Origin of the sequence: Saonia flava (assembly GCF_011927795.1) — a bacterium.
In the GTDB taxonomy this organism is placed as follows: Bacteria; Bacteroidota; Bacteroidia; order Flavobacteriales; family Flavobacteriaceae; genus Saonia; species Saonia flava.
The window spans coordinates 2,371,560-2,387,937 of record NZ_JAATJJ010000001.1; the positions used below are offsets into that span (position 1 = coordinate 2,371,560).

Annotated in this window: 13 protein-coding genes; 5 read left to right on the forward strand and 8 right to left on the reverse strand. The window is 38.0% G+C overall.

The window, feature by feature from the left end; genetic code table 11:
- Positions 1-4: 4 nt before the first annotated feature.
- The 6 genes from hemB to hemA form a co-directional block, all read right to left on the reverse strand.
- Positions 5-991, reverse strand: a complete 987-nt coding sequence (gene hemB / locus GGR42_RS10345; protein WP_167963567.1) for a porphobilinogen synthase — start codon at positions 989-991, stop codon at positions 5-7.
- A gap of 81 nt (positions 992-1,072) precedes the next feature.
- Positions 1,073-1,237, reverse strand: a complete 165-nt coding sequence (locus GGR42_RS10350) for a hypothetical protein (RefSeq protein ID WP_167963569.1) — start codon at positions 1,235-1,237, stop codon at positions 1,073-1,075.
- Positions 1,238-1,246: 9 nt separating this feature from the next.
- Positions 1,247-2,149 carry an oxygen-dependent coproporphyrinogen oxidase gene (hemF, locus tag GGR42_RS10355; protein WP_167963571.1) on the reverse strand — a complete coding sequence of 301 codons (903 nt, stop codon included), beginning with the start codon at positions 2,147-2,149 and terminating at the stop codon, positions 1,247-1,249.
- Positions 2,150-2,153: 4 nt separating this feature from the next.
- The gene (hemE, locus tag GGR42_RS10360) at positions 2,154-3,176 is read right to left on the reverse strand and encodes a uroporphyrinogen decarboxylase (protein WP_167963573.1); all 1,023 of its coding nucleotides are present in this window, start codon (positions 3,174-3,176) and stop codon (positions 2,154-2,156) included.
- Positions 3,177-3,180: 4 nt separating this feature from the next.
- Positions 3,181-4,755 carry a hydroxymethylbilane synthase gene (gene hemC, locus GGR42_RS10365; protein ID WP_167963575.1) on the reverse strand — a complete coding sequence of 525 codons (1,575 nt, stop codon included), beginning with the start codon at positions 4,753-4,755 and terminating at the stop codon, positions 3,181-3,183.
- Positions 4,752-6,008, reverse strand: coding sequence for a glutamyl-tRNA reductase (gene hemA / locus GGR42_RS10370; RefSeq protein ID WP_167963577.1), 1,257 nt, complete (start codon positions 6,006-6,008; stop codon positions 4,752-4,754). The genes hemC and hemA overlap by 4 nt, the downstream gene beginning before the upstream one ends.
- A 202-nt stretch (positions 6,009-6,210) precedes the next feature.
- Here hemA and GGR42_RS10375 point away from each other — a divergent pair, with 202 nt between their 5' ends.
- Both GGR42_RS10375 and GGR42_RS10380 read left to right on the forward strand, forming a co-directional pair.
- Positions 6,211-7,095, forward strand: a complete 885-nt coding sequence (locus GGR42_RS10375) for an AraC family transcriptional regulator (protein WP_167963579.1) — start codon at positions 6,211-6,213, stop codon at positions 7,093-7,095.
- Between the two features lie 66 nt (positions 7,096-7,161).
- Positions 7,162-8,559 (forward strand): ThuA domain-containing protein, encoded by a 1,398-nt coding sequence (locus tag GGR42_RS10380; RefSeq protein WP_209023956.1) that lies wholly within the window; start codon positions 7,162-7,164, stop codon positions 8,557-8,559.
- 3 nt (positions 8,560-8,562) lie between these two features.
- Here GGR42_RS10380 and GGR42_RS10385 read toward each other — a convergent pair whose 3' ends face one another.
- The gene (locus GGR42_RS10385; RefSeq protein WP_167963583.1) at positions 8,563-9,420 is read right to left on the reverse strand and encodes an N-acetylmuramoyl-L-alanine amidase-like domain-containing protein; all 858 of its coding nucleotides are present in this window, start codon (positions 9,418-9,420) and stop codon (positions 8,563-8,565) included.
- Positions 9,421-9,498: 78 nt separating this feature from the next.
- Complete coding sequence (locus GGR42_RS10390) at positions 9,499-10,572, reverse strand: mechanosensitive ion channel family protein (protein ID WP_167963585.1); 1,074 nt, start codon at positions 10,570-10,572, stop codon at positions 9,499-9,501.
- A 173-nt stretch (positions 10,573-10,745) separates the two neighbouring features.
- Here GGR42_RS10390 and hemH point away from each other — a divergent pair, with 173 nt between their 5' ends.
- The 3 genes from hemH to GGR42_RS10405 all read left to right on the forward strand — a co-directional run bounded on the left by hemH (position 10,746) and on the right by GGR42_RS10405 (position 16,375).
- Complete coding sequence (gene hemH / locus GGR42_RS10395) at positions 10,746-11,777, forward strand: ferrochelatase (RefSeq protein WP_167963587.1); 1,032 nt, start codon at positions 10,746-10,748, stop codon at positions 11,775-11,777.
- Positions 11,777-13,168 (forward strand): MATE family efflux transporter, encoded by a 1,392-nt coding sequence (locus tag GGR42_RS10400; protein WP_167963589.1) that lies wholly within the window; start codon positions 11,777-11,779, stop codon positions 13,166-13,168. The genes hemH and GGR42_RS10400 overlap by 1 nt, the downstream gene beginning before the upstream one ends.
- A 69-nt stretch (positions 13,169-13,237) precedes the next feature.
- Positions 13,238-16,375 (forward strand): WD40/YVTN/BNR-like repeat-containing protein, encoded by a 3,138-nt coding sequence (locus tag GGR42_RS10405; protein WP_167963591.1) that lies wholly within the window; start codon positions 13,238-13,240, stop codon positions 16,373-16,375.
- Positions 16,376-16,378 lie beyond the last annotated feature (3 nt).

Here is a 16,378-nt window from a genome sequence, read left to right on the forward strand (position 1 = left end):
AAAACTATAACAACTTCACCACATCTTTAGCAAAATAACTCGCAATAATATTGGCTCCAGCTCTTTTAAAGGCTATTAATTGTTCCATCATAACAGCATCGTGGTCCAGCCACCCTTTTTCTGCAGCAGCTTTTAGCATGGCATATTCCCCACTTACTTGATATACGGCAACGGGAACATCTACCTCATTCTTGATTTCCCTTAAAATATCCAAATAGGCAATGCCGGGTTTAACCATAACAATATCGGCACCTTCATCAATATCCATTTGGGTTTCTCTAATGGCCTCAAACCTGTTGGCAAAATCCATTTGATAGGTTTTCTTATCTTTTGGCACATTCTTTATATCCACGGGGGCAGAATCCAATGCGTCTCTAAAAGGGCCATAAAAGGAGCTGGCATATTTTGCACTATAGCTCATTATGCCCGTATTGATTAAGTTTTCATCATCCAAACCTTCTCTAATGGATAATATTCTACCATCCATCATGTCACTTGGAGCTACAAAATCTGCTCCAGCTTGGGCATGTGAAATACTCATTTCTGTAAGTACTTCAAGGGTTTCATCATTTAAAATTTGTCCATCTTGTACAATACCATCATGTCCATAAGAAGAGTAGGGGTCCATGGCAACATCGGTCATGACCAACATTTGCGGACACGCATTTTTTACTGTTTTTATGGCACGTTGCATTAAACCAAAAGGATTTAAGGCTTCTTTGCCATCATTGTCCTTTAGATTGTCCTGTACTTTTACAAAAAGCAACACGGCGCAAAGCCCCATGCCCCATAATTCTTTCACCTCTTTTTCTAGATTGTCCAGGCTTAATCTATAATAATTGGGCATGGAAGCTATTTCTTCTTTAACTCCTTTACCCTCAACTACAAAAAGGGGAGCCAAAAAATCATCTGGTGTAACAATGGTTTCACGCACCAATCTTCTAATGGATTCATTGGCACGCAGTCTTCTATTTCTTATTAATGGGTACATGATTGTTTTTATTGATGTTACACAAATCTATGGAATAATTAAATCCACTTCTTGGGTTTTGCCAGTGCTTTCAATGATTTTTCATAATTCCCTCTTCTCAACTTTTTCTTTACTCATTTTAACAATAGCTTTTAGGCGCTCTTTACGAAGTTCTTTTTCCTTTTTAATTTTGTTCTTTTTCCGGTTTAAAAGCTTGGTGTGTTTTGCCTTGTTCGCTGTGTTTTTTTCTTTCCCTTTTTTTGCCATTTCCTAGTTTTATACCCACACTTTAGGGCTCTTTAAAACTTCTAACAACCTTTCTTCCTCACTCCCATTTTCAGGATGATGGTCATACACCCATTGTACATGTGGCGGTAAGCTCATTAAAATGCTTTCTATACGGCCATTCGTCTTTAGACCAAATAAGGTTCCCTTGTCGTGCACCAGATTAAATTCCACATAACGACCTCGTCTAATTTCCTGCCAATCTCTGTGCGCTTTGCTAAAGGGCAAATTTTTTCTTTTTTCAACTATGGGGACATAAGCTTCTAAAAAGCTATTGCCAACTTCGGTAACAAAATTGTACCAATCTTCCATTTTCATGGTTTCAGAAGCTTTGCAATAATCAAAAAAGAGACCGCCTACTCCACGAGCTTCATTTCGGTGGGTATTCCAGAAATAATCATCACAGCGTTTTTTATAATTAAAATAAAAATCAGGATTATGTTGGTCACAGGCCCTTTTGCAAATAGTATGGAAATGTCTTGCGTCCTCATCAAACAAATAGTAGGGGGTAAGGTCCTGTCCGCCACCAAACCATTGGTCCACTATGTTTCCATCCACATCATACATTTCAAAATAGCGCCAATTGGCGTGCACTGTAGGTGCCATGGGGCTTTTAGGATGCAAAACCAAACTTAGTCCACAGGCGAAGAAATTAGCTTCTTTTACGCCAAAATGTTTTTGCATGGTTTCTGGGAGTTTACCATGAACCGCGGAAATGTTTACGCCCCCTTTTTCAAAAACGGCCCCGTTTTCTATTACTCGAGTTCTACCCCCACCACCTTCTGCTCGCTTCCAAGTATCTTCACGAAATGTGGCTTTACCATCAACCTTTTCCAATTTTAAAGTAATGGTGTCTTGCAAGTTTTGAATATAAGCGTAGAATTTGTCTTTCATTTTTTTAGTGATACTCTTTTACAGCATCTATAAAGGCCTTGGCATTTTCCAAAGGAATATTGGGCAGTATTCCATGTCCTAGATTAACAATGTACTTGTCCTTCCCAAATTCATTGATCATTTGGGTAACCATTTTTTTAATTTCCGAAGGGGGGGAAAATAGTCTGGCTGGATCAAAATTACCTTGTAGCGTAATATTTCCACCTGTTAGGTATCTAGCGTTTCTGGCAGAACATGTCCAGTCCACACCCAATGCAGAAGCCCCAGACTTGGACATCTCATTCAATGCAAACCAACATCCTTTTCCAAAAACAATTATCGGGGCTTCCTCTTTTAAGGCATCAATTATTTGTTGAATGTACTTCCAGGAAAACTCTTGATAATCAGTTGGCGAAAGCATGCCGCCCCAAGAATCGAACACCTGTACTGCATTAACACCTGCTTTTATCTTTGCCTTAAGATAGGCAATAGTGGTATCGGTAATTTTCTGCAACAGGGCATGGGCCACAAGGGGTTGGGTAAAACACAATTCCTTGGCCTTGTCAAACGATTTGCTTCCTTGTCCTTGAACGCAATAGCATAAAATGGTCCAAGGAGATCCTGCAAAACCAATTAAAGGAACCTCATTGTTCAATTTTTCTTTGGTCATTTTTATGGCATCCATGACATACCCTAGAGTTTCATGAACATCGGGCACAATAACATTATCCAAATCTTTTTGGGAACGAATGGGGTTGGGCAAATAAGGGCCAAAATCGGGTTTCATTTGAACTTCAATATTCATGGCCTGTGGAATCACCAGAATATCACTGAACAAAATAGCAGCGTCCATACCATATCTTTGGATGGGTTGTACCGTAATTTCCGATGCTAATTCTGGAGTCTGGCAACGGGTGAAGAAATCGTATTTCTTACGAATTTCCATGAATTCGGGCAAGTATCGCCCTGCTTGGCGCATCATCCAAACAGGTGGTCTGTTTACCGTTTCCCCTTTTAATGCTCTAAGAAATAAATCGTTTTTAATCATATTATTAAGTATAGTGTTCGTTTACCAACTCAATAACACTTTCCACGGTTGGTAGTTTTGCGACCCTAACATCTTTAAAATTTTGTTTTGCTTCGGTTGCAGTTGTTTCTCCGATGCAGAAGGCAATTTTGTCAGCTTTGTTTTTCAACAAAAAGCTCTGGACAGTTGATGGACTAAAGAACATAACTCCTTCAATATTCTCATTGATTTTCGTGGAAGATAGTTCCGTTTCATAGGCCACGATTTCTGTAAGGTTAATTTTGTTTTCAGAAAGGAGTGTTGGTAAGTCGTCCAAGCGGATATCGCTACAGAAAAATGTGGCTTCGGTGCCCTCTATATATTCCACAAGATATTCGGCCAGTTTTTTGGCATTCCTGGCAGTATGCTTTACTGGCCCAATTCTTTCTTCTATGAGGCGCTTTGTTCTTCTGCCAACGCAATAAATATTTTTAAACTGCAACTCATCAGGGGAAAAACTGGCCAGTAATGCCTCAACAGCATTTTTACTGGTGATAATCACATTTTCTATTTCCTGCTTTATGCGGTTTTTGGGAATTCTATTGAGTTTTATTTTTATGAAATCACTACTATCTGAAACTATTCCATTTTGGAACAAGTGTTTTTGTGTTTCTGTAAGAGTTTTGGTGGAATAAATATTGGTTTCCTGGCGCTCCAATTTTAAGTCGTCCATCAAACGATTTCCGCCCTTTTTCAAAACTTTTTCGGCACATTCTTCAGCCAAGGTAAGATAGTGTTCGGGTTTCTTAGAGCCGGACACTTCAATCTTTTTGGTTCCGTCCTTGCTCAGTAAGACTCCTTTAAAATGGATTTCTTCTTTTTTAATGTAGGCCAGGGCACCAATGGGAGCTGTACAACCCCCTTCCAATAAATTTAGGAATTTACGTTCTGTGGCAACACACATTTCGGTTTCCTCATGGTTCAGTTCTTTAAGTACTTCCCTTAGCTCTGTGTTTTCTTCCAAAGCAGTAATCATAACAGCACCTTGACCAGGAGCGGGAACCATCCAATTAAGGATGATGGCATCCTCGGGTTTTAAACCTATACGTTCTACACCAGCAGTCGCAAAAATTGCTCCGTTCCAATCATTATCATTCAATTTTTGAAGCCGGGTGTTAACATTTCCCCTAAGGTCTACAACGGTATGGGTTGGATACCTATTGAGCCATTGCGCCTTTCTTCGTAAACTACCTGTGGCAATGATTCCATTTTTTTGGGCCAAAAACTCTTCATTGTTTTTAAATACCAATAAATCACTGAATTTCCCACGTTTAAGAACAGCTGCTTGGACAATGCCTTTGGGCAGAATAGTGGGCACATCTTTTAGGGAATGTACTGCAATGTCAATCTCATTGTTCAACATGGCAATATCCAGAGTACGGGTGAAAATCCCTGTGATTCCCAATTCGTACAAAGGTTTGTTTAAAACCAAATCCCCAGTGGATTTCACAGGAACCAATTGGGTTTTATGACCTAGAAATTCTAACTGCTTTTGTACAGTTTTAGCCTGCCATAGTGCCAGTTCACTATCGCGAGTACCTATTCGGATGATTTTGCTCATTTGGAATCTACTTCTAGTTGAAAAACTTTTTGGATAAGTTCCAAACTATTGTCAGCATCTATGTCCGTTTCTTTTAAATGATTAGCGAACTGCTTGGTTATTTTTTGGATGATGCGGTCAGAAACAATATCTGCCTGTTTGGTATCAAAATCTGTTTGTTTTTTGGATTGAAAATCCAACTCTTCTGCCTTCATGGTATTCAGCTTGTTTTTAAGAGCTTTGATTACCGGAGCAAACTTTCTAGTTTCCAGCCATTTCATAAAATCTTCTTTTACCTCAAAGATGATTTCTTCGGCCTGTGGAATAAATTGTTTTCTTCGTTTCAAAGTTTCGTCTGTAATCCTTGATAAATGGTCCAGATGGACAAGGGTAACATTTTCTAGGGCCAAAACATCATTGGATACATTTTTTGGAATGGAAAGGTCCAAAATCAATAGTGGTTTTTTGGTATGTAGAATATCTTTAGATATTGTTGGCGATTGTGCGCCTGTGGCAACAATTAAAATATCGGAATTACGAATTTCAGTCTGTAAATCCCCATAGTTTTTGACAACCAGATTAAATTTTCCTGCAACTTTTTCCGCCTTATCCTTGGTTCTGTTTATTAGTGTAATGTGGGAATTCTTAGTGTGCTTTATTAAATTTTCACATGTATTTCTGCCAATTTTTCCTGTTCCAAAAAGCAAAATATTTTTTTCTGATACATCGGGAACATTGTTTAAAATATATTGAACAGAAGCAAAAGACACGGATGTTGTACCCGAAGATATCTCCGTTTCATTTTTAATGCGCTTACTGGCCTGTATAATGGAATTGCATAGACGCTCAATAAAATGGTTGGCCAGATTATGTTTTTTAGAGCGATTAAAACTTTGTTTTAATTGACTAATGATTTCAAAATCCCCTAAAATCTGACTATCTAATCCTGTGCCTACCTTAAACAAATGAGAAATAGCATCTTTGTTTTTGTATACATATGCCACTTCTTGGAACTCCTCTACTGTTCCCAAGGTGTTGTCGCATAAAAGTTTGATTAATTGAAAAGGGTGCATTGCAAAACCATGAAGTTCGGTGCGGTTACAAGTAGATGTTACTAAAAGCCCATCTATGCCCTGTAGCCTGGCTTGCACCAATATTTTATTTAAAGAAGCTGTGTCCAAACTAAATTTTCCACGGACTTCGGCATCAGCTTTTTTATAGCTCAGCCCAATAGTGTAGAAAGAACTGTGTTTGGAAATATGATAACTCTTCATTCAATTTTCAATCTCGCACAAAAATAAAGGTGTAATACACACAAAAGTAACGCTGTAGGAACAATAAATACCGTTCTAAGTTTTTTTGGCGTCATTTTGTGGACAATTCCTGTAAAACCCCTATTTTTGCTATACTTTTTAATCTAATTGAATTTACTATTTAGAACATTTCTAAATAAAATAATTAAATTGTTTCTGAAAAATGTTTGAGGAAAATACCGCTACAGGTTCATTTGAGGAAGTTTTGGTGGATGAGGGGTTTTATGTGCTTAAAATTCAAAATAATAGTTCTGAAATTCAGAAAGTAAGCAGGCCCATAGATAGTACTTTTATTCAATTTCATTTTTGTTTAAAGGGAAACGGAAAGTTCATTTTTAATGATGGGAGGTATGCATTGGATGTAACCGAAGAAAGCTCACTGCTATTGTACAACACCCAGTTGGATTTGCCAATGAACTTAGAATTAAATCCAAATTCATGGATGGTTTCTTTGGTGATGACTATTCGCAAGTTTCATTCCCTGTTCTCTGCTGATGTTGTTTACATTCCTTTTTTAAGTGCAGAAAACAAGGAAAAAAAATATTATTCCCAAGAGCCAATAACACCTGCCATTGCTGTTGTATTGAGCCAAATAATGAATTACAATTTACATCCTTCCATTAAAGCCTTGTACATAAAGGGAAAGATCTATGAACTTATTTCCATTTATTTTAACAAAGGGGAAGATGCAGATATTGAGCAATGCCCTTTTTTAGTGGATGAAGAAAATGTAAGGAGAATCCGAAATGCAAAGAACATTATGATTTCCCGGATGGCAGAACCACCAAGTTTGGCAGAGCTTTCAGAGGAAATAGGTTTAAGCCTTAAAAAGTTGAAAGAAGGTTTTAAGCAAATTTATGGGGAGACGGTATATGGCTTTTTATTTGACTACAAAATGGATTTTGCGCGCAAAATGTTGGAAACTGGTCAACATAATGTAAACGAGGTAGGCCTAAAAGTGGGCTATAGTACTTCTAGTCATTTTATAGCCGCTTTTAAGAAGAAATACGGTACAACGCCAAAAAAATATTTGATGTCTTTGGCATAATAACTATATGAAAGCCAACAATAATTAGCTTTAATTAATCTTTTTATCATTTTAAACCGTAAATATTTGGAACTGTACCAAAAATATATGCGATACCTAAGTTTTTTTTTAATTATATGCTCATTAATAATCTTCTTTGCCTGCAGTAAAGATTCTGATATTAATAAAAATGAGGAGGAATCGCCAGTTGATAATGAGGCTCCAAGTAAGCCATTAGGTGTTTCCCTATCTTCAGTAACAGCTAATACGGCGAGTATTTCTTGGGAGCAATCGTCGGATAATATTGGTGTAGAAGGATATAGTATATATAAAGAAGGTTTATTGGTTGAATCGGTAAATGAAACTTCATATACGGCCGTTGGTTTAAATCCTAATTCTATATATGTGTTTGCGATTACTGCTTTCGATGCTGCGGCAAATGAGTCAGAGAGTAGTGAGTCTTTGGAGGTCATTACTGAAGAGGAGTCGACAGCTGATTTAGTGGCCCCCAGTAAACCAGAGGGCCTGAAGGAGTCTAATTTGACCGGTACTTCCGTGGATATATCTTGGAATGCCTCTACCGATAATAGGGGAGTCGCAGGCTATAAAATCTTTCAAAACGGTACTTTAATTGGTGCAACTGATAAAATTGAATATTCAATTAATGGATTGACTCCAAATACATCCTACACATTTTCTGTGTTAGCCTACGACGAGGCTGGTAATGAGTCAGATTTAAGTGAGGAAGTAATTATAACCACCGAATCTGCACAAGGGAGCGTTAAAGTGCTGGTATTTACCAAAACGGACGGATATGACCACAATACAAGAAATGAAACTATAGAAATGGTTCAAGGGATAGCAACGAATTTGGGTTTTGAGGTTGTTGTGGACAATACTGGCAATGAATTTAATTCACTGTCAAATTTATCTCAATACAAAGTAATCTTTTTTTCGAATACATCTGGGAATACTTTAAATGATGGTCAAAGAGGAAATGTTGAAGCATATGCAAATCAAGGAGGTAATTTTATATCAAATCATGCGGCCAGTGATTCATATGGACATTCTACTGCAAATACAGTTTCTGGGAATGGAAAGGGTTTATGGGATTGGTATGCCGAGAATGTTACTGGGTGTAGTGTTAGGAATAACCCTAATCATACTAGTTCGGGTTTAGCTGCCACAGTTTCTGTTGAAAATCAAAATAATGAATTAACAGATGGAATTGGTTTTCCATGGAATGATAATGAAGAGTGGTATTATTGGGAAGGTGGTTACGTTAATCCCCTTTTTATTGAGTTGTTAAGGGTTTCCGACACAGGTTCAAACAGTTATGATGATACTAGGATGACGGCCCAATATTTAGAGAGGGCAGATGACGGCAAGAGTTTTTATACCAGTATGGGGCATTCAAAAGGCAAATATTCAGATGCGGAATTTGTTCAATTAATCACCAATGTATTTGTATGGATGTTGAACTAGTAATTATTTTGACTTTGGAAATGGCCTTGCCACTATAATGCCAATATTGTTTTTTATTTTTTTTAGATAATCTGCCAAGGGGAGTTGGGAAATTTCAACTTCCATGGAACCCGTGGATGCATGCAGCAAATGTATGCGGCCATCTGCTTGTTTAATGGCAATTCCCGTATGGGTAACATCCAATCCTTTTATGGAAGTGGCCAAAGCGATAATGTCCCCATCTTTAATTAAATGCTCATTGGCCTTAATCTGGTCTTGTGGTAGGTAACAGATACTTTTTTGATTGAGATTATTTTCTGTTTTTAAGATATTCGCGTAGTTTTCATCATCACTTAAAAAGGGATAAAGTTCCCTATGGGTCCCCATAAAATTAATCTCTTTTTTAAGCTCTAGTCCTCCTCCTAGTTCATTTGTAATATCTTTCACCAGCCCTTTAGAGTTATTGTTCTTAATCCAATAGGTAAAGTAATGTAAACGTGATGAATACCCTTTCATTTCTCCATTTTCATACCGAATGGTCTCTAGTAAGTCTATATAGTTGTTAAAATCCGTTTTTCCCTCTTTAAGAAGTAGACTAAAAGCCAAAACATTTTCTACAAAAGTGGTGCAATCCAATCCGTGTAAGTTTACAACCAAAGTTTCAGTTTCTCCTACCTCCAAAGTTTTGGCAACGTATGGCGTGCTTAAAAATGTTTTGCCAACGGCAACCATGGTTTTGCCAAAATCGTTCTCTAACAAGCCATCAATTTCAAGTGTTTTTTCCGCAAATATTTTTTTATCTTCCTGAGAACATGTAATCTGCTGGGCAATTGAGAGGTGACCAATTATCAATAATAAAATTATAAGTAGTTTGTTTTGCATTGGGTATTCTTAATTAAAATATAATTTCACTAATATAACGACAAAAGATTAGCGTTAAATTTCGAAAAACCATCAAATTTATTCTTCCGAAGAAGATGTGTCTTTCCGGTTTTCCATTTGAACTCTTGTCCTTACTATACTCTCTGGATAATTTTTTTGTAAAAAAAGAATTAATTTTTCCCGCACATACACTCGTAAATCCCATGCCGTAGAAGAATCTTTGGCACTCATTAATGCCCTTATTTCCACACTTTGTGGTTTGGAATCTGTTACCTGTAACACGTTGACCTCGCCATCCCAAAGATCGGTCCCTGTTAAGATTCGAGTTTGCTCTTCTCGCAGTTTGTCAAATGGAACGTTATAATCTGTATATAGAAATACGGTGCCTAGAATTTCTGATGAAGTTTTGGTCCAGTTTTGAAAGGGTGTTTCAATAAAATAAGTAGTCGGCACCACTAAACGTCTTTTATCCCAAATCTGAACAACTACATATGTCAAAGTAATATCCTCTATCCTTCCCCATTCCCCTTGTACAACTACAACATCATCAATTTTTATAGGTTGGGTGATGGCTATTTGGATGCCTGCCAAGATAGTGCCTATCATTTTCTGGGCAGAAAAACCAATTATTATGCCCGCCACTCCTGCCGAAGCAAAAACACTTATTCCTATTTCCCGTATACTTTCAAAACTCATTAGGGCCAAGCCAATGGCAAAAATAACCACCACAAAAATAATGATGCGCTCTAGAATGTTGAATTGTGTATAAACCTTCCTTGCTTTTAGATTGTCCTCTTGGTTAATATCATAGTTGTGAACGACTTGCTTCTTAACAACTTTTAATAGTTTAATAATCAACCATGTAACAGAAAATATTGTAAGTATGGTGCAGGTTTTTTTTATAGCAAAGCTGAATTCTGTTATACCCAATAATTGGTGAAGGGAAGTTAAACGGAGCAGAAAGGAAAGAAACAAAATAAAAATAGGCGAGCTTATTTTCTTAACGGTTTCTTTTGGTAAAAGATATTTTGGACTTTTGCCATATTTGTTCAAGAGGGTAATTAATATGATATAGGCTATTAAAAATACTAATAGGGCTCCTAAAACATAGACCAGGGATTGCGTTTCCGTATTCTTAAAAAGCTTTTCCATTGTTTACAATTAAGACCATAAGTTAGAAACAAAACTTTAAAAGCTAATGTTTGTTGGGGTTAAATATGTTTTAAATTGAGTTTATCTATGCCTTTATAATAAAACTTTTGAAAAGATAAAATCATAGTTGGCCCACATATACTATTTTTGCTCTGGATTAGAAAAATTGTAAAATGAAAGGAGTTTTATTGGTCAATTTGGGTTCTCCTGATAGCCCAACAGCTAAGGATGTAAAGCCATATTTGGATGAATTTTTAATGGATGAGCGCGTAATAGATGTTCCATTGTGGTTAAGAAATATAATTGTACGCGGGATTATTTTGAGAAACAGACCTAAAAAATCGGCCGAGGCCTATAAAAAAATATGGTGGGAAGAGGGTTCCCCTTTAGTTGTTATCTCTGAACGTTTTACTGAAAAGGTCCAGTCAAAAACAGATATTCCAATCGCTTTGGGAATGCGCTATGGTTCCATAACCATAAAAAATGCACTTCAGGAACTAAAGAATAAAGGGGTAGATGAGGTTTTGTTGGTGCCCTTATACCCACATTATGCCATGTCTTCCTTTGAAACTGTTGTGGTAAAGACTATGGAGGAAAAAGCAGCTTATTTTCCTGATATGAAAATAACCACCTTACCTGCATTTTATAAAAACCCGGACTATATAAAGATTCTTTCCGAGTCTATACAAAGGGAGTTAAAAGATTTTGAATATGACCATGTTCTGTTTTCTTATCACGGGATACCGGAAAGACACATTAAAAAGTCCGACCCAACAAAGTTTCACTGTAAAATAGATGGTTCTTGTTGTTCAACAAATTCGGTAGCTCATAATACTTGTTATAGGCACCAATGTTTTAAAATGACGGAATTGGTAAAAAAGGAGTTGGCATTGTCAGAGGATAAGGTAAGTCTTTCCTTCCAGTCGCGATTGCCCAATGACCCCTGGTTAAAACCATACACCGATTTTGAATTTGAGCGCTTTCCAAAGGAGGGCAAGAAAAAATTGGCCGTTATTACACCAGCTTTTGTTGCTGACTGTTTAGAAACTTTGGAGGAAATAGCCATGGAAGGCAAAAGCCAGTTCCAAGAGGCAGGGGGAAACGATTATAAACATATCCCTTGTTTAAACGATAGTGATGAGTGGGTAGGTCTAATGGCTAAATGGATAAAAGATTGGCAGGCAGATGAAACCCTTCCTGCGTAATGGCAAAAGTATCTTCAGAACAACTTGGATCAGAACCTATTGGTAGGTTGTTGGTGAAACAGGCCGTTCCTGCATCCATAGGAATTTTGGTAATGTCCCTCAATATTTTGATAGATTCTATTTTTGTGGGCAATTGGATAGGTTCCATAGCCATTGCTGCAATAAATGTTGTTCTACCTGTTTCTTTTTTTATTGGGGCCTTGGGAATGGCCATTGGCGTTGGTGGTTCAAGTATTATTTCTAGAGCCTTGGGCGACCACAACAAAGAGAAGGCCTTAAAAACTTTTGGTAACCAAATAACATTAACGCTTCTGGTTACCATCACCATGGTGGTATTTGGGTTAATGTTCATTGAAACTTTGATTCCTGCCTTTGGGGGAAAAGGAACAATTTATGACCCAGCCAAAACTTATTACACCATTGTACTGTATGGAGTTCCTTTTTTGGCACTTTGTATGATGGGCAATACGGTTGTTAGGGCAGAGGGGAAACCCAAATTTGCCATGATTGCCATGATCATACCTTCTGTAGGTAATTTATTGATGGATTATATTTTTATCTATGTGTTCGATTGGGGTATGGCAGGTGCTGCATGGGCTACAACTATAGGGTATTTTTTATGCTTTGCGTATATATTCTATTTTTTTCTATCATCGGATTCAGAAATGAAAATAGGATGGCACCATTTAAGACTAAATGGAATTCTGGTAAAAGAAATAGGGGCTTTGGGATTTGTGACTTTGGCAAGACAGGCCGTTGTAAGTATTACCTATTTGATCATGAACAATATTCTTTTCAACTTGGGAGGAGAACCCATGGTGGCGGTCTATGCAATAATTGGTCGCATGTTAATGTTTGCATTGTTCCCTGTTTTTGGGGTTACCCAAGGATTTTTGCCCATTGCAGGGTTTAATTATGGAGCAAAAAAATACCAAAGGGTACGAGAATCTATAAATACAGCAATAAAGTATGCTGCATTCATGGCAACCATGGTGTTTGTAGGACTTATGCTTTTTCCAGAGGCCATTACATCCTTATTTTTAAGTGATAGAATCAGTATGTCTACTCACGAATTGGAAACAAAGGCCTTTGTATTAAAGAATGCCCCTAATGCCATGCGCTGGGTTTTTGCAGCTACCCCTATAATTGCTCTACAGTTAATAGGGGCAGCATATTTTCAGGCAATAGGGAAGGCAATTCCAGCCTTGTTGTTAACCCTTAGTAGACAGGGGTTCTTTTTTATACCACTTGTTTTAATTTTGCCCAATTTTCTTGGCGAACTTGGAGTTTGGCTATCTTTCCCAATATCCGATTTGTTGGCCACATTGGTTACAGGGTATTTTTTAAGAAGGGAAGTAAATAGGGAGTTAAAAATAGAGCCTTCTATTTAGTGCCCGTTCCTCTGGAATTAAATGCATTTTCCTTACATTTATGGATAGCTAATTCCAACTAAGAAAATCATGAAATTATTTTACATTAAAACCAGTATGTTACTGGTACTTTCCCTATTCTTTGTTTCTACTATTTCGGCTCAAAAAAGAAAGAAAGCTGGTCAAGTTGAAGTGGCCTATCCCGAAACATTGTATTCCAGTTTGGAATACCGTTTAATTGGCCCTTTTAGGGGGGGTCGTTCTGCAGCGGTAACCGGTGTTCCAGGAGAACCCAACCTCTTTTATTTTGGAGCTACAGGCGGTGGTGTTTGGAAAACAACTGATGGTGGTCGTACTTGGGGCAATATTTCTGATGGTTTTTTTGGAGGAAGTATTGGTGCTGTAGAAGTGGCTAAAAGCGACCCTAATGTTATTTATGTTGGCGGTGGAGAAAAAACTTTGCGAGGCAACGTATCTTCCGGTTATGGCATATGGAAAACAGTGGATGCTGGCAAGACTTGGAAAAAAGCAGGATTGGCTAGCAGCAGACATATCCCAAGACTAAAGGTACACCCTTCCAATCCGGACATTGTATATGCCGCTGTACTAGGTAACATATACAAACCAACCCAAGAAAGGGGCATATACAAAAGCATTGATGGTGGTGAGACATGGAGAAAAACCTTGTTTGTTAATGCACAAGCAGGAGCGGTGGATCTAACTTTGGATCCCACCAATCCAAGAATTTTGTATGCGTCTACATGGAGGGCACAGCGCACTCCCTATAGCTTAAGTAGTGGTGGTGATGGCTCCGCTCTTTGGAAAAGTACGGATAGTGGAGAAACGTGGACAGAAATTTCCCAAAATGAAGGTTTTCCCAAAGATACTTTGGGCATTATTGGGGTAACGGTTTCCCCAAAAAATTCTGAACGTGTTTGGGCAATAGTGGAAAACAAGGAAAAAGGTGGTTTGTACCGTAGCGATGACGGGGGTAAAAAATGGATACAGGTAAACAGTGAGCGCAAATTACGCCAACGTGCCTGGTATTACACCAGATTATATGCGGATACAGAAGATGAGGATGTAGTTTATGTGTTGAATGTACGATATCATAAATCTACAGATGGCGGTAAGACCTTCAATACCTTTAATGCACCACATGGGGACCATCATGATTTATGGATAGCCCCGGAGAATTCCAAAAGAATGATTATTGGTGATGATGGGGGTGCTCAAATTACCTATGATGGAGGAGAAACATGGAGCACCTATTACAACCAGCCCACATCACAGTTTTATAGGGTAACTACAGATAATTCGTTTCCATATCGTATTTATGTGGCACAGCAGGATAATTCTACTCTTAGGATAAAACATAGAAGTGATGGGTTTAGCATCAGTGATGATGATTGGGAGGAAACTGCCGGAGGGGAATCAGCATGGATTGCTGTGGACCCAACCAATGACGATATTGTATATGGTGGTAGTTATGATGGTTTTTTAACCCGTGTAAATCATAAAACAGGGACCGTTCGCGGTATCAATGTGTGGCCGGACAACCCAATGGGTGCAGGGGCCGAAGCTATGAAGTATCGTTTTCAATGGAATTTTCCCATTATTTTCAGTAAGCATGATCCCAAGAAACTTTATACTTTTTCCAACCATGTCCATGTGACCGAAAATGAAGGACAAAGTTGGAAATTATTGAGTGGTGACCTTACAAGGAACGACCCAACCAAATTGGTTTCCAGTGGTGGGCCAATTACCCAGGACAATACCAGTGTAGAATATTATTGCACCATTTTTACAGCTAATGAAAGTCCATTAAAAGAAGGGTTACTTTGGGTCGGGAGTGATGACGGCTTAATTCATGTATCTAAAGATGGAGGTTCAACTTGGGAGAATGTTACGCCGGCAAATATGCCAGAATGGAACATGATCAACAGTATTGAGCCATCAGCTTTTGATGAGGGAACATGTTATGTAGCGGCAACCAGATATAAACTTGGGGATTTTCAGCCCTATTTGTACAAGACCACTGATTATGGTAAAACATGGGTTAAAATAACGAACGGTATAAATAATGAGCATTTTACACGTGTTGTTCGCGAAGACCCTAAAAAAAAGGGGTTGCTATATGCAGGCACGGAGACAGGAATGTATATTTCATTTGATGATGGCAAAAATTGGAATCCTTTTCAATTGAACTTACCTATTGTTCCTATTACTGACTTAACGATAAAGGACAACAATTTAATTGTGGCCACCCAGGGAAGAAGCCTATGGATTATAGATGACTTAACCGTTATGCATCAATTGGATGCAAATAAGAAATCAGCGGCATCCATTCTTTATAAACCCAAAGATACTTATAGAACCAGTGGGGGTGCAAGAACGACCCCATCTAAAACTGAAGGGCAAAACCATCCCAATGGTGTGGTCACCCATTTTTACGTTAAGGATTTTGATAAAAAGGATAGTATTAGCCTAACCTATTCAACTTTGCAAGGAGATACCTTAGCGACCTACAGTACTTTTGAAAAAGAGAAAGACAAAAAGCTAGAGGTCAAAAAGGGGGGCAACACCTTTGTTTGGAATACTAGAGGGAAATCTGCGGAACGTTTAAAGGGAATGATTTTATGGTGGGCAAATCTTAATGGCCCTAAAGCTGTACCGGGAGATTATAAGGTCAGTTTGGATGTAAATGGCACCAGCATGTCAGAAACCTTTACAATTCTCCCTGATCCACGTGCAGAGGCGTCAGTGGCTGATATGCAAAATCAACATGATTTTATAAGTAGTGTAAACAAAACTGTGGATAAGGCACATCAATCCATTAAAAAGATACGAAAAATCAATGCGCAATTAGATGCTTTTAGCAAACAGTACAAGGATAATGAAGAGACCAAGGACTTGGTAGAAAAGGCCAAGAAAATGAAAAAAGGATTCGAGGAGGTTGAAAAAGCACTATATCAGACCAAAAACCGAAGCAATCAAGACCCATTGAACTTCCCGATAAAGTTGACCAATAAATTAGGACACTTAAATAGTTTGGTCGGGATTGGTGATTTTCCACCTACCGAACAAGATGTTGCGGTAAAGAACGAGCTTACAGAGAAAATCAATGTTCAGTTAAAGGCCTTTGATGAATTGGTAGATAAGGAAATCAAAGAATTTAATGAAGGATTCAATACCCTTAAATTAGATTATTTATTTTTGGAGGAATAGATA

Excerpts from the sequence above, each read along its gene's own strand:
- hemF (WP_167963571.1), bottom strand. The coding sequence starts at position 2,149 with ATGAAAGACAAATTCTACGCTTATATTCAAAACTTGCAAGACACCATT.
- hemA (WP_167963577.1), bottom strand. The coding sequence starts at position 6,008 with ATGAAGAGTTATCATATTTCCAAACACAGTTCTTTCTACACTATTGGG.
- GGR42_RS10350 (WP_167963569.1), bottom strand. The coding sequence starts at position 1,237 with ATGGCAAAAAAAGGGAAAGAAAAAAACACAGCGAACAAGGCAAAACAC.
- hemC (WP_167963575.1), bottom strand. The coding sequence starts at position 4,755 with ATGAGCAAAATCATCCGAATAGGTACTCGCGATAGTGAACTGGCACTA.
- hemB (WP_167963567.1), bottom strand. The coding sequence starts at position 991 with ATGTACCCATTAATAAGAAATAGAAGACTGCGTGCCAATGAATCCATT.
- hemE (WP_167963573.1), bottom strand. The coding sequence starts at position 3,176 with ATGATTAAAAACGATTTATTTCTTAGAGCATTAAAAGGGGAAACGGTA.
- hemH (WP_167963587.1), top strand. The coding sequence starts at position 10,746 with ATGAAAGGAGTTTTATTGGTCAATTTGGGTTCTCCTGATAGCCCAACA.
- GGR42_RS10385 (WP_167963583.1), bottom strand. The coding sequence starts at position 9,420 with ATGCAAAACAAACTACTTATAATTTTATTATTGATAATTGGTCACCTC.
- GGR42_RS10375 (WP_167963579.1), top strand. The coding sequence starts at position 6,211 with ATGTTTGAGGAAAATACCGCTACAGGTTCATTTGAGGAAGTTTTGGTG.
- GGR42_RS10405 (WP_167963591.1), top strand. The coding sequence starts at position 13,238 with ATGAAATTATTTTACATTAAAACCAGTATGTTACTGGTACTTTCCCTA.
- GGR42_RS10390 (WP_167963585.1), bottom strand. The coding sequence starts at position 10,572 with ATGGAAAAGCTTTTTAAGAATACGGAAACGCAATCCCTGGTCTATGTT.
- GGR42_RS10400 (WP_167963589.1), top strand. The coding sequence starts at position 11,777 with ATGGCAAAAGTATCTTCAGAACAACTTGGATCAGAACCTATTGGTAGG.